We start from the raw sequence: 2,202 nt of genomic DNA, 5'->3' as shown, positions 1-2,202 counted from the left end.
TCGACGAAGGTATTCAATCTGCCGCCAGAGCGGTTGGTTGTCAGCGTATTTGAAGATGACGACGAAGCTTTTGCCCTGTGGCGCGACAAAATTGGCGTGAATCCCCTCCGAATCAAGCGGATGGGAGCGGATGATAATTTTTGGGTGTCGGGGCCGACGGGGCCTTGTGGGCCTTGTTCGGAAATTTATTACGATTTCCATCCCGAATTGGGGAACGAACATATCGATTTGGAGGATGACACTAGATTTATCGAGTTTTATAATCTAGTGTTCATGCAGTACAACCGCGATGTCGATGGCAATCTCACGCCGTTAGCGAATAAGAACATCGATACGGGAATGGGTTTGGAGCGGATGGCGAAAATCTTGCAAGATGTGCCGAATAATTATGAGACGGATCTGATTTTTCCGATCGTCCAAACTGCGGCAGAAATTGCTGGAATTGACTATGCTAATAGCGACGAAAAAACCAAGACTTCGTTGAAAGTAATCGGCGATCATATTCGCGCGATCGTCCACATGAATGCCGATGGAATTCGGGCATCTAATGTCGGGCGCGGTTATATTTTACGCCGCTTATTAAGACGGGTTGTCCGTCACGGTCGCTCGATCGGAATTAGCGACCACTTTACAACTAAGGTAGCCGAAACAGCGATCGTGTTATCGGAATCTGCATATCCAAATGTTCGATCGAAAGCTGATAGTATCAAAGCAGAATTAGAACGAGAAGAAACTCAATTCCTCAAAACCCTGGAACGTGGTGAGAAGCTCTTAGCCGATTTAATTACCGATGTCAACGCAAAAGGAGTCACCCAAATTAATGGTGCAGATGCCTTTAAGTTATATGGTACTTATGGTTTCCCATTAGAATTAACTCAGGAAATTGCTGAAGAACAAGGTTTGACGGTGGATGTTGAGGGTTACGATCGGGCGAAGGAGGAAGATATCAAAAATACTCCCGATACCCATGGAGGTATCGATCTCACAGTTCAAGGTTCGTTAGATAAACTTGCAGGCACAATTCAGGTAACTGATTTTATCGGCTACCACCAACATCATAGTACTGCCGAAGTTGTCGCATTATTATTAGCTGGCGAAGTTCGCGACGAAGCAGATGCGGGAATGAACGTCCAAATCGTCTTAGATAAAAGTCCCTTCTATGCCGAATCTGGCGGACAAATTGGCGATCGAGGCTACTTATCAGGCGATAATTTATTAGTCCGCATCGATGATGTCAAAAAAGAGTCAGATTTCTTCGTGCATTTTGGATCGATAGAACGTGGAAGTCTCCGAGTTGGCGATACAATTACCGCCCAAATCGACACAGCTTGTCGTCGTCGCGCTCAAGCAAATCATACCGCGACTCACTTATTACAATCCGCTTTAAAACAACTCGTCGATCCTGAAATTTCGCAAGCAGGCTCGTTAGTTTCATTCGATCGATTGCGGTTCGATTTTAACTCTCCTCGCCCCCTCACACCTGACGAAGTTCAACAGGTGGAAGAGTTGGTAAATACCTGGATTACCGAAGCACATTCCGCCGAAATTGAAGTGATGCCGATCGCTCAAGCTAAGGCTAAAGGTGCCGTCGCTATGTTCGGTGAAAAATACGGTGATGACGTTCGCGTCATCGATTTTCCTGGCGTATCAATGGAATTGTGCGGTGGGATTCATGTGAATAATACCGCCGAGATTGGCGCATTTAAAATCATCTCTGAAGCAGGTGTTGCTGCGGGAGTGCGACGGATCGAAGCGGTGGCTGGTAATGCAATTTTAGACTATCTCAATGTCCGCGATAAAGTAGTCAAAGAATTAAGCGATCGGTTTAAAGCTAAACCAGAAGAAATCCTCGATCGGATCTCGACAATGCAAACGGAACTCAAAGCCAACCAGAAGCAATTAGAGACGATTAAGGGCGAACTGGCGATCGCAAAATCCGAACAATTACTAACTCAAGCCCAAACTATTGGCGAGTTTAAAATTATTATCGCCGAACTCGGCGATGTCGATGCCAATGCCCTCCAAACTGCGGCAGAACGGTTATTAAATAAACTCGGCGAAGGCGCGATCGTGCTAGCATCGATTCCCGAACCGGATAAGGTTAGTCTCGTTGCTGCTTTTAGTAAGGGTGTAAATGCGAAAGGTTTACAGGCTGGGAAGTTTATCGGTAATATCGCCAAAATCTGCGGCGGTGGCGGCGGG

Annotated in this window: 1 protein-coding gene; it reads left to right on the top strand. The window is 46.3% G+C overall.

All coding sequences use genetic code 11. The features are described 5' to 3' along the window. Positions 1 to 2,202 (top strand): alanine--tRNA ligase (gene alaS / locus C7B77_RS28720; RefSeq protein ID WP_106313120.1); only part of this gene is annotated, 2,202 nt, incomplete at both ends.

It is taken from the genome of Chamaesiphon polymorphus CCALA 037 (genome assembly GCF_003003845.1).
Classification (GTDB): domain Bacteria; phylum Cyanobacteriota; class Cyanobacteriia; order Cyanobacteriales; family Chamaesiphonaceae; genus Chamaesiphon; species Chamaesiphon polymorphus.
The sequence above is the reverse complement of the archived record's forward strand: the minus strand, read 5'-3'. Positions and strand labels throughout refer to the sequence as shown.